The 22,981-nt window shown below is 47.1% G+C and carries 12 protein-coding genes; 7 read left to right on the top strand and 5 right to left on the bottom strand.

Annotation, left to right across the window (positions count from 1 at the left end):
- Positions 1–85: 85 nt before the first annotated feature.
- From PKOR_RS21445 to PKOR_RS21425, 5 genes are all read right to left on the bottom strand, one after another.
- Positions 86–907, bottom strand: a complete 822-nt coding sequence (locus PKOR_RS21445; protein ID WP_046313413.1) for an MBL fold metallo-hydrolase — start codon at positions 905–907, stop codon at positions 86–88.
- 160 nt (positions 908–1,067) lie between these two features.
- Positions 1,068–1,469, bottom strand: a complete 402-nt coding sequence (locus PKOR_RS21440) for a response regulator (protein WP_046313411.1) — start codon at positions 1,467–1,469, stop codon at positions 1,068–1,070.
- 297 nt (positions 1,470–1,766) lie between these two features.
- Complete coding sequence (locus PKOR_RS21435; RefSeq protein ID WP_071843177.1) at positions 1,767–2,885, bottom strand: PAS domain-containing sensor histidine kinase; 1,119 nt, start codon at positions 2,883–2,885, stop codon at positions 1,767–1,769.
- Positions 2,886–2,930: 45 nt separating this feature from the next.
- On the bottom strand, positions 2,931–3,326 hold the full coding sequence (locus PKOR_RS21430; RefSeq protein ID WP_046313407.1) for a response regulator: 396 nt from the start codon (positions 3,324–3,326) through the stop codon (positions 2,931–2,933).
- Entirely contained in the window at positions 3,319–5,508 is a 2,190-nt protein-coding gene (locus tag PKOR_RS21425) for a PAS domain-containing sensor histidine kinase (protein ID WP_046313406.1), read from the bottom strand. The genes PKOR_RS21430 and PKOR_RS21425 overlap by 8 nt, the downstream gene beginning before the upstream one ends.
- A 380-nt stretch (positions 5,509–5,888) precedes the next feature.
- On the opposite strand from PKOR_RS21425, the gene PKOR_RS21420 reads away from it, so the two are divergent.
- The 7 genes from PKOR_RS21420 to PKOR_RS21390 all read left to right on the top strand — a co-directional run bounded on the left by PKOR_RS21420 (position 5,889) and on the right by PKOR_RS21390 (position 22,980).
- On the top strand, positions 5,889–8,705 hold the full coding sequence (locus PKOR_RS21420; protein ID WP_084694877.1) for a DUF4961 domain-containing protein: 2,817 nt from the start codon (positions 5,889–5,891) through the stop codon (positions 8,703–8,705).
- A 105-nt stretch (positions 8,706–8,810) separates the two neighbouring features.
- On the top strand, positions 8,811–11,414 hold the full coding sequence (locus PKOR_RS21415; protein ID WP_235336927.1) for a cellulase family glycosylhydrolase: 2,604 nt from the start codon (positions 8,811–8,813) through the stop codon (positions 11,412–11,414).
- 977 nt (positions 11,415–12,391) lie between these two features.
- A complete protein-coding gene (locus PKOR_RS21410; protein WP_052739012.1) occupies positions 12,392–15,433 on the top strand; it encodes a SusC/RagA family TonB-linked outer membrane protein in 3,042 nt (1,013 codons plus the stop codon).
- Between the two features lie 14 nt (positions 15,434–15,447).
- On the top strand, positions 15,448–17,040 hold the full coding sequence (locus PKOR_RS21405) for a RagB/SusD family nutrient uptake outer membrane protein (protein ID WP_046313404.1): 1,593 nt from the start codon (positions 15,448–15,450) through the stop codon (positions 17,038–17,040).
- A gap of 64 nt (positions 17,041–17,104) precedes the next feature.
- Positions 17,105–18,214, top strand: a complete 1,110-nt coding sequence (locus PKOR_RS23815; RefSeq protein WP_052739011.1) for a SusE domain-containing protein — start codon at positions 17,105–17,107, stop codon at positions 18,212–18,214.
- Positions 18,215–18,619: 405 nt separating this feature from the next.
- A complete protein-coding gene (locus tag PKOR_RS21395; RefSeq protein ID WP_046313402.1) occupies positions 18,620–19,654 on the top strand; it encodes a FecR family protein in 1,035 nt (344 codons plus the stop codon).
- A 17-nt stretch (positions 19,655–19,671) separates the two neighbouring features.
- Entirely contained in the window at positions 19,672–22,980 is a 3,309-nt protein-coding gene (locus PKOR_RS21390; protein ID WP_052739010.1) for a SusC/RagA family TonB-linked outer membrane protein, read from the top strand.
- Position 22,981: the final 1 nt, after the last annotated feature.

The raw sequence follows: 22,981 nt of genomic DNA, 5'->3' as shown, positions 1-22,981 counted from the left end.
TATACCTGTGGCAGCACCTAAAGTTACTTTTCTGTAGTTCTTCAGCGCAGCAAAGGTATACAGTATGGCAAAGCAGCTAATAATTTCAGGGGGTAAATATTTCGAGGTAGCGTTTAGCCGACTTCTCTACTACCTCTTTAGCCCCTTTTTCTATGCCAGATCCTTTGAAAGCAGCATGTAGCGTATCAAATTTCAAAACTTTTACACGCTCCCATATCTGTTCAATATCCCGTTTCGGTAGCGGTATCATGTTAGGGTAGCTGTACATAAACGTGACGCGGTTCTTGTCTTGTACCACTAAAATGCTGTCGCCGGTTAGCAGGGTGCCTGCGTGGCCATGGTGGGGCAGGTGCAGCACTGTGCTTCCAGGAAAATGCCCTCCCACATGTACTATGCTTATATCATCCCAAAGCTCTTTTCGCTCAGGGCTAAAAGTCTCGATGTGGGGGCTGCTGTCTTTTAGCCATTCCCGGTCATTTTCATGGAGGTAGATAGGGCAATCAAAAGCTTCGGCCCATTCTGCCATCAGACTGTAGAAGTGTGGGTGTGAGATAGCGATTGCTTTAAGTCCTCCCAAGCTTTGGATGTAGGCATGTGTCTGGGCATCGAGTAGGGGTAGGCAGTCCCATAGGATATTTCCGCCCGGTGATAGTACCAGGTGTGCCTTCTGCCCTATGGCGAAGGCTGGGGTAATGCGCAGGTCGTAAAGCTGCGGCTGCAGCTGTGAGAACAGGATATTTCGCTCTTTGGCCAGTTGTTCGTATGTTATCCACTGTTGCCCCTGTGGTGGCACAAACTGGCGATCATCGGAACATATACAACAAAGCTCCTGGTTAGTTTTGGCTGTGCTAAAGCGGGTGCCGCAGGTGTTGCAGATGTTAGCTTGGTTTGCTCGGCTTAGCTTCATAGTTTTTCTCTTGGTGTATGTCCGCGAGTAATAGCATGATGTTCAAATAAATGAGTATCATGCTATACTTTTATACTTCTATTGTAACTACAAATAGCAAGGCTAAAAGTTAAAGGATCTTACCACACATTCCCCAGGTAACATAATAAGAAACATTTGGTCAGGAGGTCTGCTTGAGCAGGTCACGAATTGTTGCCTCCTCCAGCGGTTTTTGTAGAAAGCCTGACAGAAGCGGATACTTCCTTGCACGTTGAACTTCCTGCACATCCATGGAGGAGGAAAGCAAGTACAAAGAGCAGCACTCCTGAAGTTGTGCTTCATATGGAGCCAGTGCGTTAAGAAAGTCCCAGCCGCTCATAAAAGGCATGTTTAAATCCAGGAAGATGATGTCAGGAGTTTTGTCCTCTTTACCTTGCCCTAGTGCTTGGAGCAAGTGCTGTAGCGCATCTTGCGGGTTAAGGAATGTCTCATAGTTATGCGCAAAATTCTCCGTCATCAGCATCGCCTCTGTCAGGAAAACGCTTACCTCGTCATCGTCGATAATATAGACATTCTTAAACATGCACCTGCTTTTAGGTTGAAGTAAGCTCTCCTGAAGCTCCTGCGCTTGCAGAAACAAATCATAATCAGCGGATTCAAAGACAGTCAATTGCTATACCATTACCTGTTGTCAGAGTTATTGTGTGTTGTAACAAAGCAGCTTCATTAGGAACCTATATCTACGGTGAAGCTAAATTTATGTGCGAAAAGTTATGCCAAATCTGCAATGGGAAAGCTAGAAAAGTTAGCAGCCAAGAAAAGTGTAATAATAGCTGCTATAGAGAGAGGATAAACAGGTGTATTATGCTTTATACCAAGACTATACAGGTAAGGTAACAGTGAAGGTAGTTCCCTGTTCCGGAGTGCTTTCTACTTCAATACGCCCTTCCAACAATCTAACCTGCTCTTTCACTAAGTATAAGCCAAGACCCTTTCCGTCCACTTCGTGATGAAAGCGTTTGTACATTCTAAACAAAGAAGATCCTACCTGGTCCAGATCCATACCCTTGCCATTATCAGTGAATGTAAATACCACCTCTTTGCCCTGTTGTGCCACTTGAATATTTACCTGTAGTGCCCTGTCAGGTGAACGGTATTTTATAGCGTTTGATAGAAGGTTCTGGACGATACTTGCCATAAAGGCTTTAACAGTGAACACCTGCAGGGTGTCTGGTGCATCAAGTGTTATACTTCCGCCAGCGCTGCTGATGTCTGCTTGCAGGCTATTCATCGCTAACTGTACAAGCTCTACTGCGTCGCACTGTTCCCTTGGCTCGTCGCCCTGGTGGTGCAGCGATAGCATCTGGTTCAGGTCCTGCACCATCCCATCGAGCTGCTGGGCAGATTGCAGGAGTGCTGAAAGGGCTGTCTCTTGCGTCTTTTCAGGCAGGTTATCTTTCTGTAGCAATTTGCTAAGGCCCAACAAACGGGCTATAGGGCTGCGGAAATCGTGTGCGATTATCTTTCGAAACAGCTCCAGTTCTTCGTTCTGGCGCTTCAGCTCTTGTGTGGTGCGCAGTAGCGCCTGTTCGCGGTGCTTTTGCTCTGTAATGTCTCTGGCAATACCAAAAACACCTACCATTTCTCCGTTTACCTTCAGTGGAAAATTGGTTACATCAAGGAAAACAGATTCGCCGCTGCTGCTGCGTACTACTGTTTGGTAACGCTGTGGCAAGCCTTCATGAGCAGCCTTAAAATAGGAGAAAGAGTGCTCCCAGTACTCCGGGTGAACAGCTAGCTGGTAGTTTTGCCCAACCAACTCCTCCCGCTCTTTCTGCAGTACCTGGCATACTGTATCGTTTACTGTATGAAATGTACCATCCGTGTTGATGGTATAGATGGCATCAGGGTAATGGTTAAACAAGAGACGGTTAAGACGCTCAAGACGCAGTGATGCAATGCTGGCACTGCTTCTAGTTGGAGGTGAATTGTGATGCATTGGGTTTAAGCTTGTGTAGGTATACTCCAGCTGTACTTAACTTTTCTAGTTTCTTTTTAATTGTGTCAGGCAACCGTCCTGCAGGGGCTTCTGTAAGAAGCCTGCCACAAGGCCAGAAGCAGCAGCGCGCTGGCGTTCATGCTCATCTACCGAAGAGGTCAGTATATAAATGCGGCACCGGCCTTTCAAGGCATGCTCGTAAGGAGCCAAAGCCTCTAAGAAGTCCCAGCCGCTTATGAAAGGCATGTTCAGATCCAGGAAGATTACCTCTGGTAAAGCGGAGGTATTGCTGTTCTTCGCATTCTCTAGCAGGTTGTACAATGCCTTTTTGGGGTCCAGGAAACCCTTGAACTCGGTGGCAAAGCTTTCAGCCTCCAAGATAGCCTCTGTCAAAAAGATGCTTACCTCGTCATCGTCTACTATGTAAACTTTCTTATACATGTTTTGCTCCTAAATATACCTTAAATGTAGTACCCGCTTCAGGGGCACTCTCAACTTCAATTTTACCGCTTAGGGCTTGTACCTGTGTTTTTACTAGAAAAAGCCCGATGCCCTTACCATAAATGTTCGGGTGGAAGCGCTTGTACAGCTGAAACAAATGGTTCTGCACCAGGTGCATCTCCATACCTAAGCCGTTATCGCGCACAGTAAGTACATAGCCTCGCTTGTCACGTTCTGTGGCGATAGTTAAGGTTAGCTGGCGCTTTTCAGACCTGTACTTCAGACTGTTGGTTACTAAGTTGTAGAGGATGCTGTACAGGTACGCCCTGATAGAAAGCAGGCAGTGTTCTGGGGCAATATCTATCTTGATATTTGCTCCGATATGTTGTATTTCCTCTCCCAGGTGGTCCAGTACATCTTGGCAAACTTGCGCCAGGGAAACTTGTTCGCGTGTAGATACCCGACCTGAGTCGCGGAGGGAGAGGATATGGTTTATATCCTTTACCACCGTATCGAGTTGCTGAATAGAGCCCTGTAACTTTTGTAGTGCTGTATGGTAAGTAGCAGAGTCTTTGGGTAGCTTGTTCATCAGCTGAGTCAGTCCCAAAGCATTGGCCACTGGCGCCCGCAGGTTATGCGAGATGATGTAAGTGAACTGCTGCAGGTCGAGGTTATGCTTGTACAGGTCGTCAGCCAATTTTACGAGCTTTGCTTCTGCCTCTTTTTTCTCTGTGATGTCAGTTTCTATAGCGATATAATTTACCAGCTTGCCCTCCTGGTCAAAAATTGGAGTTACATCAATATAGAACCAAAGTTTTTCTCCTGATTTACGGTAGTTTAGAACCTCCTCTGAGAAAGGCTCCAGGGTCTTATACTTTTCGAGAATGCGTTTAGACACTTTCGGGTCTGTGTCGGGGCCCTGCAAAATATCACTAGGTTTGAGTCCTAATACTTCATCGCGACTATAGCCGGTAAGGCGGCAGAAGCCATCGTTCACCCACTCAATCCTGCTATCGGCATCCATGATCACGATACCGTTCACAGTTTTGCTGGCTACCAGCGAAAGCTTTTCCAGTTTGCTCTGCAGGTTTTTTCTTTCTGTAATATCAATAAAGTGCACAGCAATACCCGCTGTAGAAGGGTACACACTTACCTGTAGCGTGCGAGGCTCCGGAGCCTCATAAATTGTCTCGAAGTGTGCTGATATTTTCTGCTCAGCTACCTCATGGCATACTTTATAAAATTTTGTAGTCACAAGCCCGGGTAATACTTCCCATATTACTTGGCCAACAATAGCGGTCTGGTCCAGCCCCATATAGGAGGCATATGCTGAGCTTACAAAAGTAAATCGCCAGGAGCTATCGAGGGCGTAAAAGGGCTCGGTTATACTTTCGAGGATGTTGTTTAGCTGCTGTGCCTGCTCTTGAATCAGTTGCTGCGCTTTTACAGTTTCAGTTACATCCTTAGCTATGCCCTGTGCTCCCTGTAACTTACCCCTGAAGTAAATCGGCATTATCGACACACTGATGTTCTTCAGGCCTCCTTGCTGTGTAATAATGCATACTTCAATGGTATGAGCTTCACCTGCCCATACTTTCTGCATGGCTTTTTCAGTGATTTCGAGGAAGTCCGGGTGAACAAGGGTAGTATAGGAGGTCCTTAAAAACTCGCTTTCTGTATAACCAGTTAATGTTTGTCCGTGCTTGTTTACCTGCTGAAACTCACCATGAAGGTTCAGGGTAAATACTGTGTCTGGGTGCTCAAAGAACAGGGACCTGTAGTAAGCCTGATGGAAATCATTTTGATATGCTAGCTCAGTTGCCTCTGTCACATCATGGGACGTAACCAGGATGCCCTGCACATGCTCGTTTTGCAGCATATCACATAAGGTACTTTCCAGCCAGCGCCACCCTCCGTCCTTGGTCTTGAAGCGGAGCAGTGGAAAAACAGTTGGCTTCAGGGGCTGGAGGTTTTCCAACATTGCCTGCACAGCCGGTAGATCTTTTGGGTGTATCAGAGAAAAAGCGTTTACACCCAAAAGCTCTTTCGGCTCATAACCTAGTATTGCTGTAACCGAATCTCCTATAAAAGAGTAGTTGCCCTCCTCGTCCATCACTGCTATAAGGTCCATGCTGTTCCCTATAATGGCACGATAAAACTCGCGCGAGTGGTTTTGCATCATGTTATCTAGAACAGGAGGTTGCAAGGTGGCTACTTTATGAGTTTAGATTAGTCCGGCATCAAGAAGAATCCGGTTTATTCTTTACCTAGGGCAACACGTAAAGTGCAAATGTTGCCTAATGTAAGGCAATATACAGAAGATTTGGAATACTTAATCCGTGAATTATACCTGTTGCTGCAACTGTGTTGATTACTAGCAGAATAGCTTATGATCCATACTTGTAGGCAGCAATGGACATAGCTGCTACTGATTAACTGCAGTATTTTAAGTGATAGCTTACTTATTTTAGATGTACCTTTGTTCTCAGCTTTCCTGTTTCTTATCTAATCCTGGTAGATTACTGGAACACTTAACTGCTTATACCAAAAATTAATCTGCTTATGAAGCTTTTTACCCTATCGCGCCTTCTGGTGTCTCTGTTGTTTTTGTTTGCCTTGCAGGTGCAGGCGCAGATAGTTACAACAAATCCTGCTTTTCCCACAGCCGATGAGGAGGTAACCCTAATTTTTGACCTGACTAAGGCAAAAGACAGCCGAGCCAAGGGATTACTGGGTAAAACCAGTGATGTATACCTGTGGGCAGGTGCTGGTACAACAGAAGAGGGCCAGGCTTTTGAATATCAACCTACTGGTCAGACTAGTTGGAGCGCTCCTTTTGAGCCTGGAAGAATGACTTCGCTAGGGAATGATAAATGGCAGATAACACTGGTTCCACGAGAGTACTTTGGTGTTCCTGCAGGTATGCCTATCCGCAAATTAGGGCTGCTGCTCAAAAACGGAAACGGTACAGCTCAAACCGAAGACATCGTTATAGGGATTTATGAGGATGAGTTGACGGTGGTATTCCAGCGGCCAGAGCAGAACTTCTTTTTTGCTGAGGCTGGTAGCCAGATACAGATAGAGACAGCTTCTTCAGAGGCTGCGGCATTACGTCTGCTGCAGGATGGTGTGGAGCTAAAAAGTGTGGCTAACGGACAGAGTCTGAGTTATACTTTAACTGCGAGCCAGGTGCGCGGGTCGCGGCACGAAGTAATGATTGAGGCTACAAGCGGAGATGAGGTAGCTACTGATGCATTCGAATATTTTGTTGAGCCTGAGCCAAGGGTGGCTGCGCTTCCTGCAGGAATGCAAGATGGTATCAACTATGTAGATGAAGACGAAGTAGTACTGGTGCTGTACGCTCCGCACAAAGAACATGTGTATGTGATTGGTGAGTTTAACGGTTGGCAACTGTCGCAGGGCTACCTGATGAACCGTACTCCGGATGGCGAGCGCTACTGGTTACGTTTGGCAGGTTTACCTGCGGGCCAGGAGGTAGCTTACCAATACTATGTAGATGGTGAGATAGCGGTGGCGGACCCATACACTGAGAAAATCCTGGATCCCAACAACGACCAATACCTTACAGATGCGAATTACCCTAACCTAAAGCCTTACCCACAGGGAGCCAGCGGTATCGTGTCTATACTACAAACGGAACAGCCCGCCTATACCTGGAAAGTTACCGACTTTGAGCGCCCTGACGTGGACCAGCTGGTCATTTATGAGCTGCTGATTCGGGACTTTGTGGAGACGCGCAACTATAAAACCTTAACCGACACGCTAAGCTACTTCAAGCGCTTGGGCATTAATGCTATACAGCTTATGCCAGTAATGGAGTTTTCTGGCACTGAGTCGTGGGGCTATAACCCTATTTTCTACTTTGCACCTGATAAAGCCTACGGCACAGAAGAGGACCTGAAAGCATTTATCGATGCTTGTCACCAGAATGGTATAGCCGTTATTCTGGATGTGGTGCTGAACCAGGCGGACTATGAATTCCCGTATGTAAAGCTTTACTGGGACGGGGACAAGCCTTCGGCTAACAGCCCATACTTTAACCAGGAAGCGACACATCCATTTAATGTGTTCTTCGATTTTAACCACGACAGCCCTGCTACCAAAGCCCTTGTGCAGCGAGTTTCTTCGTATTGGCTGGAAGAATATAAGGTAGATGGTTTTCGCTTTGACCTTTCGAAAGGCTTTACCCAAAACACTACAGGTAACGATGTGAATGCCTGGAGTGCCTACGATGCTGACCGGGTAGCAACCTGGAAACGTATCTATGACGAAATCAGAAGTACAGATGAAACGGCCTATGTGATTCTGGAGCATTTTGCCGACAACCGTGAAGAAAAAGAGTTGGCAAACTATGGCATGTTGTTCTGGGGTAACGCTAATTACGATTTCAGGCAATTGGGCAAAGGGCAGAACGCAAACCCAGAGTGGATGGCCTATACAGCGCGCGAGTGGGAGCAGCCGCATGTTGTAGGGTACCTTGAGAGCCACGACGAAGAGCGGTTTGTGTATGATCTAATGCAGAATGGCCGTTCATCCGGAAGCTACAGTACCAGAAATGAAGTAACAGCCCTGAACCGGGCTAAGCTGGCGGCTGCCTTTGCACTGGCTATACCTGGCCCTAAAATGATCTGGCAGTTTGGAGAGCTTGGCTATGATATCTCAATTGAAGAGAATGGCCGCACAGGGAATAAACCTATACTTTGGAGCTACCAAAACGATCCGGAGCGCGCAAAGTTGTACCAGGTGTATGCAGAGCTGATCAAGCTCAAGACTTCGCAGCCAGTGTTTGGCACAGAGAGTTTTAATCTTGATCTGGATAATATTGTAAAGCGCATCACCCTGACAGGAGAGCAAATGCAGGTATTCCTGATTGGCAACTTTGATGTGCAGCAGCAAAGCCAAAATGCCAACTTCCCGGGCGCAGGTACCTGGTACGACTACTTTACAGGTAGAGAACTTCATGTCACCAATCCACACGCGGTAATTGTGTTACAGCCAGGCGAGTTCAGGTTATACACTTCTCAAAAGCTGGAAGAGCCTGTACCTAACCTGCTGCCCTGGTCGCACGTGGTTCTCTCGGCAGAGGATGTCTTAAGCAACGGAAATACTGTTAAGGTTTATCCAAATCCAGCTCCAGCTGCCGTAACAGTGAAGGTTGAGAGTACCTACCGCGGTATTGTGCAGCTACATGTGCTGGATATAACCGGTCGCACTGTAAAACGCATTTCTTTAACCAAAGCGCAGGAAGTTTTGCAGCACCAGTTGCCTTTACAAGGGATGGCCAACGGCTTATACTACTTGCAGGTAGTTGCTGGAGATCAGCGTTATGTGGAGAAACTGGTAAAGATGGAGAAGTAGTCCAAGGTGAGAGTAGATCAGAAACATTGCGGTTTTATTTCAATTTAAGAATGTTTTGTAGCAGCTTTGCGCGCCCATAGCAATAATGGCTTATAAGAAAGATCAATGATGAAGCATATTACAAGATTTACCCAAAAGCTAATGCTGCTAGGTGCCTTGCTGTGCCTGGCAAACACCACGCTGCTTGCGCAAGGTAAAAGCGGTGTATATAGCGGTGTATATATAGATAAAAAGGGTGTCATGCGCTGGCAGAAAGGTAACAAAGAAGCTAACTTCTTTGGCGTAAACTACACTGTGCCTTTTGCCTATGGTTACCGCTCTCATAAAGCCTTGGGGGCAGACCTAGAGAAAGCAATAGATCAGGACGTGTACCATTTTGCCCGAATGGGTATAGATGCCTTCAGGGTGCACGTATGGGATACTGAGATCTCGGATTCAGTAGGAAACCTGCTGGAGAACGAGCACCTCAGGCTGTTTGACTACTTGGTAGCGAAGCTTAAGGAAAGAAACATCAAAATACTGGTTACGCCAATCGCCTACTGGGGATCTGGTTACCCGGAGCCGGACGTGAAGACTGCCGGGTTCTCAAGCATCTATAACAAGCAGCAGGCGGTAACGGAAGAGAAAGCATTTTTAGCTCAGGAGCGATACCTGCAGCAGTTCTTCCAGCACGTTAACCCTTACACCAAGACGACTTATCAGGATGACCCTGATATTATTGCGGCAGAGATCAACAATGAGCCAAAGCACAGCGGGCCAAAAGCCCGGGCTACTGAGTATGTGAACCGTATGGTAAAAGCCGTACGCGGTACAGGCTGGACAAAGCCGATCTTCTATAACATCAGCGAGTCTCCTACTTATGCTGATGCTGTTGCGAAGGCAAACATTGATGGGGTAAGCTTTCAGTGGTACCCTACTGGCCTGGTGGCTAACCGCACCCTGCAGGGCAATTACCTGCCTCACGTAGACAAGTATAGAATTCCGTTCGACACAATACCACAGTTCGCTGGCAAAGCACGCATGGTGTATGAGTTTGATGCCGGTGACATACTGGAGCCTTACATGTACCCAGCAATGGCCAGAAGCTTTAGAGGTGCAGGCTTTCAGTGGGCTACTCAGTTTGCCTACGACCCGCTGGCTACAGCTTATGGCAACACAGAGTACCAGACCCATTACCTGAACCTTGCTTACACACCATCTAAAGCCGTTAGCCTTATGATTGCGTCGGAGGTGTTTCATCGGGTACCATTGCTGAAAAGCTATGGCACCTTTCCGGCTGATACAGTTTTTGACGTATTCAGGCTAAGCCACCAGCAAGGGTTAAGTGAAATGAACTCTCAGGACAAGTTTTACTACTCCAATACCACAAGCACCAAGCCAGCTAACCTCTCTAAGCTTACCAAATTGGCTGGTGTAGGTAACTCTGCTGTAGTGAAGTACAGCGGCACCGGAGCTTATTTTATAGATAAACTGGAAAATGGAGTATGGCGCCTGGAGGTAATGCCTGATGCTATACATGTGCGTGATCCTTTTGCCAAAGCCTCGCCAAACAAGGTGGTGACACGCATTCAGTGGCAGGAGCACCCGATGGAAATCAACCTGCCGGATCTGGGGGCGGCGTTTAGTGTACAAGGCCTGAATAACGGAAACACGTATACTGCCAGTGCTTCAAAAGGAAGTTTCCAGGTGCAGCCAGGAGTTTACCTGCTCTCCAAGAGCGGGCAAAACGCAAAGAATGTTAAAACAACTGCCTTGGGCTCTATAAAGCTGCAGGAGTTTGTGGCGCCAAAGCCAAACTATACGCAGGTGGATCTGTTGCATAACCCCTTAGCAGAGGTAACTGCAGGAAAGCCTTACAATGTAGAGGCGACCATTGTGGGAGTAGACGCTGCGGCCAAGGTGAGCCTGGTTGCAAACAACCTATCAGGTGTTTGGAAGACTGTCCAGATGCAACAAGTGCGCCCGTATGTTTACCAGGCCGAGCTACCTGCTGATCTCCTGACACCGGGTTTGATCAAGTATAAAATTGTAGTGGAAAAGACACAAAATGACTTTGTTTCATTCCCTGGTGGGCATAAGGGAAATCCATGGGCCTGGGATTACACCCAGAATGAAACCTGGCAGACCTTTGTGGCTTCAGAAAATGGTGGTGTAGAGCTTTTCAACGCTACCAAAGATCAGAACATATTTGTTTACCCTAATTTGTGGCGAAGCAACGAGCGCCAGTACATAACCGGCGAGAATGCAGGTCAACTAATCTTGCGCCTAGCAACAGAGGAGCTACCTGAAGAAGGGGTAGTAGGATGGCAGTCTTACGTTGGCGACAAGCTAATAGGGCGCCATTCAGAATTGCCTCAGTTCGACAAGCTGGTTATCCGCGCCCGCGCCATCAGTTCAAGTCAGGAGCAGGCAAAGGTGACACTGATCACTGATGATGCCTCAGCTTATACAGCCACTCTTACACTTAACGGTGAGCTACAGGATATTGAAGTGCCGATAAGCAGTTTCTCGCCTTCTTCTTTTATACTATTGCCAAGGCCGTACCCAGGGTTCCACCCGTTCAGTTTTAAAGCTGGCAAACTGGAAGACCTGGATCTAAAGGAAGTTGAAAAGCTGGAGGTAACCATAGGAGAGGAGGGTTCCTCTTCTGAAGGTAGTAAGGTTTATGGCTTTGAAGTAGAGCGTGTCTGGCTGGAGAAATCTAAGTAAAAGAAGCTAAGAGCAACTCCTGATTAAGACCTGTTTTGTGAACGGATAGTTCTTGGTGCCAGCCAGTAAGCTCAAACTAAAATGCCTATATAACATGGGGTGTTAAATTGAATTAATTGGATATAAATGTGGAGGGGCAGTGTTTGCCGCTTCTCCACATTTATATCAATTCACCATAAAGAAAGTTTTGTAGCTGTCGCCGATATGATTTTACATGCAACAGCATTGGTAACTTATAGCTTGTGAAATGAAAGCGGCTAAGGATGAGGCACTTGTTTTGCCTTCTACTTTATCTGAAATATTTTCTGAAAAAGAAGGGATAACTTTGTCTTCAAACCGCTATCAAGATAATAGAAGGTGCTAAGACTGTTGAGGTGAAAAGGGGCCATATGTGTCTGCCAAAGGAAAAGAAACAAAATACTGCATCTGCCGTTTTGTTGCTTGGTAGTAGGTACTTCATGTTCTACCTGCGTAAATCAGAAAGATCAAATGAAATACTCCCTTCGGGCTTCTAAACATCATAATGGTGTTACTTACCTTAAACAGCAAGTGTATAAAACAAAGAGTAAACAGTGTATCCCTTCATTTACCTTGGATGTGCTGTATTATTGTTATAGATGTTATGCTGAATAGTACGTAAAGGAAAGTACTGCAAGCCTAACATCATGCATCTGGGAGGAAGTGATTAATCAGTGTGGATAGCTTCAGGCGTGGTTTTATTCTATACGCGATAAAGGGGGAGAATAGTTAGGTGAGCCTGCGAATGACTCACGCAGTATAAAGTACGAAGCCTGTCTGTTAAAGATGGTACAACAAGGCTCAGATAAGAGATAGCCCTATGTAAGGCAATCAGAATCACAGACTACTTAACAGGAGAAAGGCATAAACAAAGTGCCCAAGACTCAGAAACATAAACTGCCCGGATTATCCGGCAAAAAACTTTAACACTATACCTATTATTAATATAAAGTAGTTTTATGCAAAACAAATATACCCGTAGAATAAGGGCTATTGGCCTTTCTACTGCGCTTGGTTGCCTTTTCTTACCCGGCACAGGTCAGAATGCTTTTGCTTCTGGTGTGCAGACGGAATTGGCAGCAAGCAACTGGAGCAATACCAGTAGCCAAACCAATGTCACTGTTACTGGTAAAGTAACCGATGATTCTGGTGTTGGCTTACCAGGTGTAACGGTGGTAGTGCGTGGTACAACACGTGGTACTTCTACCGATCTGAACGGTAACTTTACACTATCAGTACCACAAACCGGCGCTGTTTTGGTGTTTTCTTACATTGGCTATGCTTCTCAGGAGGTGCCAGTAGGAAACCAAACGACGATCAATGTAACTCTGGGCCAGGACACCAAAGCCCTGCAGGAGGTAGTGGTTGTAGGTTACGGCACACAGCGTAAAAGCGACGTTACCGGCTCTGTAACTTCTGTATCGGAAGAAGACTTCCAGCAAGGTAACATAACTACGCCAGAGCAGTTAATTTCTGGTAAGGTAGCAGGTGTGCAGATTTCTTCGAATGGTGGTGCACCGGGTTCGGGTAGCAGAATCCGTATTCGTGGTGGATCATCCCTGAACGCCAGCAACGATCCGCTTATCGTTATCGATGGTGTGCCGGTAGACAACAGCAGTGTTTCCGGTTCAGCTAACCCGCTGTCACTGATCAACCCGAACGATATCGAGTCTTTCAATATCCTTAAGGATGCTTCTGCTACTGCGATCTATGGTTCCAGAGCATCTAACGGTGTAATTATCATCACAACTAAAAAAGGCAAAGCAGGAGATAAGCTTAGAGTAAGCCTTAGCTCTCTGGCATCTGTGTCTCAGCTGCGTGATAAGGTAGACGTGCTGACTGGCGATGAGTACCGTTCAGTGGTAAACCAATATGCAACAGAGGAGAACAGAGCTCTTCTTGGAGATGCCAATACAGACTGGCAGGATTTGATCTTCCGCGATGCAGTTAGCCACGATCATAACCTGAGCGTGAGCGGATCTGTGAAGAGCATCCCATACCGTGTGTCCGTTGGTTATCTGGACCAGGAGGGTATACTGCTAACTTCAGAAATGAAGCGTGCCACAGGTGCGGTAAGCCTGAACCCAACCTTCTTCGATGACCACCTGAAGGTAAACCTGAACGTGAAGGGCGTGAGCTCGGAGCATCAGTTTGCTAATGAGGGTGTAATCGGATCTGCTGTTTCTTTCGACCCAACACAGTCGCCTTACGACCCGACAGAAAACAGATTTGGTGGCTACTTTGAGTGGGTGCGTAGCAGCGGGGAGGTTAACACGCTGGCGCCACGTAACCCTCTGAGCACACTGGAGCAGACAGATGACCAGAGTGAGGTTCGAAGAAGCATCGGTAACATTCAGTTAGACTACAAGCTGCACTTCTTCCCAGCCCTGAGAGCAAATCTGAACCTGGGCTACGATGTGTCTAAAAGCGAAGGCTCTGTAACGCTGCCAGGTACTTTGGCCTCTGTATATACGCAGGGTGGTAGCTTCTCGCAGTACTCACAGGAGAAATCAAACAACCTGTTAGACTTCTACCTGAACTATGCAAAGGAGTACGATGATCTAAACAGTCGTGTAGACTTCACAGCAGGTTACTCTTACCAGAAGTTCAGAAACCAGATTCCACCGTTTGCAACTCTTAACCTGGCCGGTGACACGATTACACGTGCCCCTAACCCAATTGAGACAAACAACGTGCTGGTTTCTTTCTTTGGTCGTTTGAACTATACTTTCAAAGACCGTTACATTGTAACAGCTACTTTGCGTAGAGACGGTTCTTCTCGCTTCAGCCCGGACAACCGTTGGGGTACATTCCCGGCGCTGGCTTTTGCCTGGAGAATTATTGAGGAGCCATTCCTGCAGAATGTTACAGCTATTACCGACCTGAAGCTGAGAGTAGGCTATGGTGTAACTGGCCAGCAGGATATCGGTGGGTTCTACCCTTACCTGCCTAGGTATGTGTACAGTAACTCAGAGGCTAATTACCAGTTAGGCGATGAGTTTTATCGTACGCTTCGCCCACAAGGCTACGATGAGAACATCAAATGGGAGGAAACAAAAACCTATAACGCTGGTCTCGACTTTGGCTTCCTGAATAACAGAATCAACGGTAGCTTAGACTACTACTTTAAGAGAACTGAAGATCTGTTAGCGGTTATACCGGTACCAGCTGGTTCTAACCTTACAAACCGTCTGTATACCAACGTTGGTAGCATCGAAAACCAGGGTGTTGAAGCAGTACTTAACTTCAGAGCCATCGACAGAGATAACTTTAGCTGGGATCTAGGTGTGAACGGTACGTACAACGTGAATGAAATCACCAGCCTTAGCAGAGTAGAGGATGAAGATGCAGTAGGTATACCTGTAGGTGGTATTGGTGGTGGTGTAGGTAACACCATTCAAGTACACACAGTAGGTTACCCAACCTTCTCATACTATGTTTATAAGCAGGTATACGATACCAACGGTAGACCAATCGAGGGCATGTATGCAGACCTGAGCGGAGATGGTGTCATCACTGACCAGGACTTGTACCGCTATAAGAACCCTGAGCCAAGAGTTTTTCTTGGGTTCAACTCACAGCTGAACTATAACAAGTGGAGCCTGGGCTTTGTACTGCGTGGTTCTATTGGCAACTATGCCTACAACAACATCAAAGCCAACGCTTTCTACAACAACATCGACTGGGAGGAATACCTGTTAACGATCCCTAGCTCTATCAATGAGTTTGGTTTCCTGGGTCTGAACGACCCGAATCGCGCGTATTCCGACTACTTTGTAGAGAACGCTTCATTCCTGCGCATGGACAACCTAAACTTAGGTTACAATGTTGGTAGCATCCTGAACGACAGAGTAAATCTTCGTCTTACTGCAACCGGCCAGAACGTGTTCGTTATCACGAAGTACTCTGGTCTGGATCCTGAGGTAACAGGAGGTATCGATAATAACTTCTACCCAAGACCAAGAATCTTGTCTCTGGGTGTAAATCTTGATTTTCAATAATAGAGTAAGCAACAATGAAGACGAAATATATAGCTAGTCTGATCCTTTCAGGCTTGATAGGCTTCTCAACAGTATCTTGTACGGATGACCTGGACCAAACCCCGCCTTATGAGGTAACGTCTGCGTCTGTTTACAGAGACTTTAACAACTACAAGGCAGTGCTTGCCAAAGTATATGCTGGCTATGCCTTAACAGGACAGCAAGGTCCTGCCGGTGACCCGGACATTACAGGTGGTGACGAAGGTTTCTCCTCTTACCTGCGCCAGTACTGGCAGCTGCAGGAGCTACCAACCGACGAGGCTGTAATTGGTTGGGGCGATGCCGGTTTGCCTGACCTGCACGATATGGACTGGACCCCAAACAACCAGTTCATCACGGCCATGTTCGCTCGTATCTACTATCAAGTGTCGCTTACAAACGAGTTCATCCGTGAGACAACCGATGCGAAGCTGAGCGATCGTGGTATTACGGGCACCAATGCGGAAACTGCAAGAATCTACCGTGCAGAAGCACGGTTCCTGAGAGCCCTGAGCTACTATCATGCCCTGGATCTGTTTGGCAACGTGCCATTTGTAACAGAAGAGGATCAGGTAGGAGCGTTTTTCCCAGAGCAGATCGAGAGAGCAGAGTTGTTCAGATACATAGAGTCTGAACTGCTTGATATCGAGGATGACCTGGTAGCGGCTGGCCAGAACGAATATGCTCGTGCTGATCAGGCAGCGGCCTGGATGCTGCTTGCTAAGCTGTACCTAAATGCTGAAGTATACGCTGGAGAGCCTAGATATACAGAGGCTGTAACTTACAGCAAGAAGGTGATCGATGCTGGCTTTAGCCTTGAGCCGGAGTATGAGCGTCTGTTCCTGGCCGATAACCATACAGCAGAGGGTATCATTTTCCCTATCGCTTTTGATGGTACCAGAACGCAGACCTACGGTGGCACAACTTACCTGGTGCATGGCCCAGTGGGTGGTACGATGGCTCCGGAGGACTTTGGTATCGATGGCGGATGGGCTGGTATGCGTACCACTCCTTCCATCGTGAACCTGTTCCCGAGTGCAACTGGTGAGCCTGATGAGCGCGCGATGTTCCATACCGACGGACAAAGCCTGGAGGTAAACGAAATCGGATCATTCTCTAATGGTTACCCGATCACAAAGTATAAGAACATAACTTCGACTGGCGCAACTGGCTCCCATCCAGGTAAGGTTTTTGTGGACACAGACTTTCCTTTGTTCCGCCTGGCAGATGCGTACCTGATGTATGCTGAGGCCGTTCTTCGTGGTGGTTCTGGTGGAGACATGGGTACAGCACTGCAACTTGTAAATGAGTTGCGTGAGCGTGCTTATGACGGCGAGTCTGGTAATATTACGCAGAGCCAGCTAACGTTAAGATTTATACTTGACGAGCGTGCCAGAGAGTTAAGCTGGGAAGGTCACCGCAGAACAGACCTGATTCGCTATGGCTTGTTTACAAGCGGCGAGTATCTGTGGGCCTGGAAAGGTGGCGTGCGTAATGGTAGAGCAGTAGAAAGCTACCGCACCATCTATCCAATACCTACAGCCGACATTATAGCCAACCCTAATCTGGTTCAAAACCCGGGATATTAATGATAGTAGAGCAGCAGTGCTGTAAAGTACTGCTGCTACTTAACTTCACTTTAAAAGTATTTATATGAAAATCTGGCTAAATAAATTCTCTATACTTAGTCTACTGTCACTGGCTCTGTTTTCCTGCGAAAAGGACGAAGACAGAGTGACGGTAAGTACTGGAGAAACACCAACATTAACAGCCTCTTCCTCATCGGTTGTTCTGATCGAAGCCGAGACCGACGAAGATGCCGTGACTTTCTCCTGGAACCCTTACGAGCTGAACTGGTCTAACGAAGATGTTGCCCATAACGAAGCAATCAACTACATCCTGCAGTTTGACCAGCCAGGCGATAATTTTGAAAGCCCGGAAGAAGTAGAGGTTGGCAGTGACCTTAGCAGGACCTTTACACATGGTGAGCTTAACGCCCTGATGAACCGCATGGAATATACTGCAGGACAGGAAGGGGAGGTAGCTGTACGTTTGTTCCCTTTGCTAGGGGATAATCAAACTCCAACTTACTCTGATGTGGTTACCATATCTATCACTCCTTGGCTGGATAAGCCAAAGTTTGCTACTATCTATATGGTAGGTGATGCCACTGCTTCTAACTGGGATGCCATGAACGGTATGCCAATGTTCCGTAGCGAGGCTGATCCTTTTGTGTTCACTTATACTGGTTTCTTAGAGTCAGGTGCACTGAAGTTCCTGCAAAATCCAGGACAGTGGGCGCCACAGTGGGGTAGCGATGGCACAGCAACAGGAGTAGCGTTCCGTGCTACTGAGGACGATGCAGATCCAGGAACTTTTAATGTTCCGGCTAATGGCTACTATACTGTTAACCTGGACATCAGAAAGATGACTTTCTCACTAGCTCCATATGATGCAGCTGGTGCTCCTACTTACAGCTCCATTGGTATCATTGGTGGCTTTAATGACTGGGCAGACATAGCGCCTATGACAAAGAGCAGCTTTAACCCGCACCTGTGGTCTATGGATTACAGCTTCGCTCAAAGTACTGAATTGAAGTTCCGTATTGCAGAAGGCTGGAGCATGAACTGGGGTGCAGGAAACAACAGCAGCGACATTTATGGTCGTGGTTCCCTGAACAGCCCTAACATTGCAGTTGCTGCTGGTAACTACCGTATTATCTTCAACGACCTGACTGGAGACTACGTCTTCATCAAGCAGTAAATAACCTTAGAATAAACTCATGCTGCTTTTCTCAAGCAGCATGAGTTTGGATAGTATTTAAGCGAGCCCGGTAACATTGTTACCGGGCTCGCTTTTTTATGTCTTAAGCACAACTACTGCTAACCTGCCACTTTTGTCCCTTTCACCTCTTTTAGGTTCCGTTCTATTACCACCTCCAGTTCATATCTTCATTCATATCTCTACCTCTTCTCTTGTTTTTCTTTAGTGATTGAGGATTTGTAATGCTTTTTATATGTCTGAAAATAACCATTTTATGTATTAAGTAGATCTATATTCAAATAATGGAATAAAATAATTGAAGAAACGAGGGATAATAAAAGCACAATGCTTCTATATATGTCAGTGAGCAGGCACTAACCTGGGTGAACTATAGCTAACATATGAATGAAGCAATCATACTATAAGACCTCTGACTTTACTACCGACGAAGATTTCATAAAGTGGGTGCAGTACCCTACAGCAGAAAGCGATGCTTTTTGGCAGGAGTTTCTGGAGAAGCATCCATCGCACAGGCAGGCTGTTCAGGAGGCACGCGAGATGATCCTTCACCTGTCAGCAGACAACCTGCATGATGCAAATGCAGACCTTGAGGAGGTGTGGCAGCACCTTCACACCGCCAAACAGGATTACCTGGCAAATAGGGAGGCTGAAGAGGGGCAAGTGGCAAAGGTAATTTCTATAAGCGCCAGCAGGTTTGGCTGGACATGGGCTGCAGCTGCTGCAGTTATACTACTCGTAACAGGTTTCTTCCTGTATCAGCAGCGTACGGCTACAGTTACCTATGTAGCTGCGGCTGGTGAGCGCCTGCATCTGCGCCTGCCTGATAGCTCATCCGTGGTACTAAACAGCGACAGTAAGTTAATACTACCAGCCAAGTGGGCTTTAGACAAAGACAGGATCGTGAAACTGGAAGGGCAGGCTTTCTTCTCTGTCACGCACAAACAAAATAAGCAGAAGTTTATAGTTGAGACAGCAAGTGGGCTGGAGGTAGAGGTACTAGGTACAGAATTCAGCGTTTTTGAAAGCGATAGCCTAAAGCGGGTAATACTCGAGAGCGGTAAAGTTAGCCTGAACTTGCTGCACCAGGGCAAAACGCAAAGAGTGGAAATGGTGCCTGGTGAATTGGTAGATATAGCTGCTGCCAATGTCATTACTAAGAAGAAGGTGCAGCCCGAGCTCTATAACGCCTGGAAAAGCTCCAAGCTCACGCTCGAAAATAAGACCCTAAAAGAAATCTCCGCCATACTGCAGCACAGCTACGGTTATAGGGTGGTAGTAACCGACTCTAGCCTAATGCAGCAGCGCATTACAGCCTACCTGGATAACAACACTCCAAACCATATTCTCTCTACTCTTTCAGGTACGCTGAATGTGGAGATACAAAAGCATAACAAGAACATCACTATAAGCTCTAACTGATCATTAACTAAATTCCTATGCGTAAAAAATCTACTAACCGAGCAAGGACATGCAGCCTGATAACGGCGGCATGCTTCCTTTACTTTTCGGGAGCAGCTCAGGATCAACACGATGACAAGGTGGCTTTTGCTACCGGCATGCACCTCGTCGGGCAGAGTGCTTCCTATAAGTCACTAAGCGACGTGCTGAAGGACCTGCGCAGCAAGCATGGCATTCAGTACTCCTATAAAGCTGATGTGGCAAAGCAGCTGCAACTGCCAGTTCCTGCCGGCTTGCTGGCAGAAGATAACGTAGAGGTGGTGCTGAGTAATGTGCTGTTTCCTAACGGCCTTACCTATAAAAAGGTAAATGATGTATACATCATCACAAAGGCGGCAAGCTCTAATCCTGCTCCAGCGTCATCAACACCAGCAAAGAACACAAAAGCTGTACAAGAACAGGCAGTACGTGGCACTGTAACCGATGATAACGGCTCTCCGCTTCCAGGAGTGGCGGTAGTAGTGAAAGGCACCACACGTGGTACTTCTACTGATGTGAGTGGTAACTTTTCTCTGTCTGTACCAGCTAATGCTACCCTCGTGTTTAGCTTTATCGGCTTTCAGGTGCAGGAGATAGCGGTCGGAAATCAGTCAACTTTTAACGTTACCCTGCAAACCGACACGAAGGCACTGCAGGAAGTGGTAGTGGTTGGTTATGGCACACAGAAGAAAAGCGATGTAACAGGCTCTGTGGCCTCTATTTCTCCAAAGGAGTTTAATAATGGTGTCGTGGGCAGCCCGGATCAGCTTTTGGCCGGTAAGGTACCTGGCCTTACGATTAACCGCAGCAGTGGCGACCCAACTGCGGGCTCAACCATTCAGCTGCGAGGCCCCTCTTCTTTAACAGCCGGCTCTGCCCCGTTTTATGTAATTGATGGCGTACCGGGTGCCTCCATTGATCTGGTTGCTCCAGATGACATTGTGTCTATGGATGTACTAAAGGATGCCTCGGCTACTGCGATCTATGGTTCGAGGGCGGCTAATGGTGTTATCATGGTAACAACCAAAAGAGGCAAGGCTGGTGCACCAACACTTTCTTACAGTGGCTATGCAGCTCTGGAGACAGTAGCAAACAAGATAAACGTACTTAGTGCAGATCAGTACCGCCAGTTTCTGGCAGACAACGATATGCAAGTGGCTGAAAGCGAGGATGGCGCAAGTACGAACTGGCAGGATGAGATTTACCGTAACGGCATCTCGCAAAACCACAACCTCGGCTTTAGCGGTGGCACCGAATCTACCAGGTACAACGCCTCTATAAATTACTTTGATAACGAAGGTATAGTAAGAAGAAATTCTCTGGAGCGCGTTATTGCACGCTTGGGTGTAGACCAGGATATGTTTGAGGGCAAGTTGCGCCTGGGACTGTCGGTGGTGAACACGATGGTAAACTCCAGCCATGTGGACTATGGCATCTTTAATGGAGCAGCCAGATTCTTGCCTGTTTCTCCGGTTACCAAAGCTGGTGAAGAGTATGAGCGTTACGGTGGCTATTTCCAGGTGCCAGGCCGTACGAACTACTTTAACCCAGTTGCTATGCTAAACCAGCGCGATGAGGAACGTAACCGTAACATTATGTTGGGTTCGGCCAAGGTAGGCGTTGATATCTTGCCTGGCTTGGTGCTGGACCTGAGCGGCTCCTTACAGCGTGAGAATTACGACCGCAGTTACTACATGAGCCGCAGCGACTTTGACCCACGTGCACTGGGTATGGGCTATGCCGAGCGGGAAGGTTTGAAGCACACAGACAAAGTGTTTGAGTCTGTGTTGAACTATACCAAAAGCTTTGCAGACAAACATGAGCTGAAACTCCTTGGGGGATACTCTTACCAGAACACCATGCGAAACGATGGTATCAGAGCCATCAACGATAACTTCTCCTCTGATGAACTAGGTGCCGGTAACTTGTTTGCCGGTAATGGCGACGCTGCATTGCACTTTAGGGGCTTTCCAAGAAAAGAGGAGTCTACACTGGTGTCTTTCTTTGGACGTGTAAACTATAGCTTTGACGAAAAATATATCCTGAGTGCTACACTTCGCCGCGACGGTTCTTCTAAATTTGGCGTGAACAACAGGTGGGCCATGTTCCCATCGTTCGCAGCAGCCTGGAGAATCGCCGAAGAGGAGTTCATGCAAACACAGAGTCTGTTTAGCGATTTAAAACTGCGTGTAGGGTATGGTATATCCGGTAACCAAAATATTCCTCCATACCGCTCCATCACGCTGTTTGGTCCTCAGGAAGACCAGTTCCTCTACAATGGTGAGTTTATAAACAGCTACTCCGTAATCCAGAACCCTAACCCAGACCTGAAGTGGGAGAGTACCTCTATGCTTAACGTAGGTTTGGACTTTGCCTTCCTGAATGGTCGCATCTCTGGTACTTTGGAGTACTACGATAAGCAGACAGATGACCTGCTGTACGAGTATAACGTGCCTACTCCTCCGTACCAGTTTAACAGGCTGCTTGCCAACGGTGCAACTATGAGCAATAAAGGAGTGGAGCTGATGCTCACAGGTGAGGTAATCAGCAGTAACGACTTTAATTGGAGCAGCACCCTTAACTTTGCCCGCAACAAAAACGAGGTAGGTTCTCTGTCCAGCAACGTGGACAACCTTAATGTAACGCAGCGCCTGGAAGGTTACCTGAACCTGGATGGCTGGACAGGCCAATCAGTTAGCTTGGTTGAGCCAGGCCTACCCCTAGGAACTTTCTACACGGCCAGGTACATAGGCTACGACCAAAATACACAGCAGACCATCTACCAAACACCACAGGGTGAGTTGGTAACTGCCGATCAGCTGCGTACCCCAGATGACTTTCAGATTGTAGGTCAGGCATTGCCCAAGTTTACCTATGGCTGGAGCAACAACTTTAACTATAAGAGCTTCGATTTAGGCTTCTTCCTGAGAGGGGTGTATGGCAACAAGATCTTCAATGCTACAAGAGCGGATCTTTCCCGATTAACACAGGCTACCTCGTTCAACATTTCTGAAGAAGCACTGGCAGACGGCATCTTTGAAGCTCCTGTTGCTTCCAGCCGGTGGCTGGAGGATGGCTCTTTTGCACGCCTGGACTATGCTACACTAGGATACCGCTTTAACGTGTCTGGCATGAAATACCTGAAGAGCGCAAGAGTGTATGTAACAGGGCAGAATCTGTTTGTGATTACGGATTATACCGGTGTAGATCCGGAGGTATCGCTCGATGGCCTGGCACCCGGTATCGATAACCGCAATTACTACCCTAAAACAAGATCATTCCTGGTGGGTGTTAATGTAAGTTTCTAGT

The sequence above is a fragment of the Pontibacter korlensis genome (assembly GCF_000973725.1).
GTDB lineage: Bacteria > Bacteroidota > Bacteroidia > Cytophagales > Hymenobacteraceae > Pontibacter > Pontibacter korlensis.
Note: the sequence above shows the minus strand (reverse complement) of the source record. Positions and strands in the feature narration are given on the sequence as shown.